Source organism: Kitasatospora sp. NPDC057542, assembly GCF_042801945.1.
GTDB lineage: Bacteria > Actinomycetota > Actinomycetes > Streptomycetales > Streptomycetaceae > Kitasatospora.
Map to the genome: position 1 here is coordinate 1 of NZ_JBHVFE010000840.1, position 1,400 is coordinate 1,400.

The following is a 1,400-nucleotide window of genomic DNA, read 5'->3' on the forward strand; positions in this document are numbered from 1 at the left end:
TTAAGGCTGAGACCTGATGCCGAGCCGATTGTGGTGAAGTGGATGATCCTATGCTGTCGAGAAAAGCCTCTAGCGAGTTTCATGGCGGCCCGTACCCCAAACCGACTCAGGTGGTCAGGTAGAGAATACCGAGGCGTTCGGGTGAACTATGGTTAAGGAACTCGGCAAAATGCCCCCGTAACTTCGGGAGAAGGGGGGCCATTCCTGGTGACGAGTCTTGCACTCTGAGCTGGGGGTGGCCGCAGAGACCAGCGAGAAGCGACTGTTTACTAAAAACACAGGTCCGTGCGAAGCCGTAAGGCGATGTATACGGACTGACGCCTGCCCGGTGCTGGAACGTTAAGGGGACCGGTTAGCTTGGATTCGTCCAGGCGAAGCTGAGAACTTAAGCGCCAGTAAACGGCGGTGGTAACTATAACCATCCTAAGGTAGCGAAATTCCTTGTCGGGTAAGTTCCGACCTGCACGAATGGCGTAACGACTTCTCGACTGTCTCAACCATAGGCCCGGTGAAATTGCATTACGAGTAAAGATGCTCGTTTCGCGCAGCAGGACGGAAAGACCCCGGGACCTTTACTATAGCTTGATATTGGTGTTCGGTTCGGCTTGTGTAGGATAGGTGGGAGACTGTGAAACCCAAACGCCAGTTTGGGTGGAGTCGTCGTTGAAATACCACTCTGGTCGTGCTGGATGTCTAACCTGGGTCCGTGATCCGGATCAGGGACAGTGTCTGGTGGGTAGTTTAACTGGGGCGGTTGCCTCCTAAAGGGTAACGGAGGCGCCCAAAGGTTCCCTCAGCCTGGTTGGCAATCAGGTGTTGAGTGTAAGTGCACAAGGGAGCTTGACTGTGAGACTGACGGGTCGAGCAGGTACGAAAGTAGGGACTAGTGATCCGGCGGTGGCTTGTGGAAGCGCCGTCGCTCAACGGATAAAAGGTACCCCGGGGATAACAGGCTGATCTTCCCCAAGAGTCCATATCGACGGGATGGTTTGGCACCTCGATGTCGGCTCGTCGCATCCTGGGGCTGGAGTAGGTCCCAAGGGTTGGGCTGTTCGCCCATTAAAGCGGTACGCGAGCTGGGTTTAGAACGTCGTGAGACAGTTCGGTCCCTATCCGCTGTGCGCGTAGGAGTGTTGAGAAGGGCTGTCCCTAGTACGAGAGGACCGGGACGGACGAACCTCTGGTGTGCCAGTTGTTCTGCCAAGGGCATGGCTGGTTGGCTACGTTCGGGAGGGATAACCGCTGAAAGCATCTAAGCGGGAAGCCTGCTTCGAGATGAGCACTCCCACCTCCTTGAGAGGGTAAGGCTCCCAGTAGACGACTGGGTTGATAGGCCGGATATGGAAGCCCTGTGAGGGGTGGAGTTGACCGGTACTAATAGGCCGAGGGCTTGTCCTCAG

At 55.9% G+C, this 1,400-nt stretch carries 1 rRNA gene; it reads left to right on the top strand.

The window, feature by feature from the left end:
• A 23S ribosomal RNA gene (locus ACFU7Y_RS43970) occupies positions 1-1,398 on the top strand; the annotation flags it as partial.
• Between the last annotated feature and the right edge of the window lie 2 nt (positions 1,399-1,400).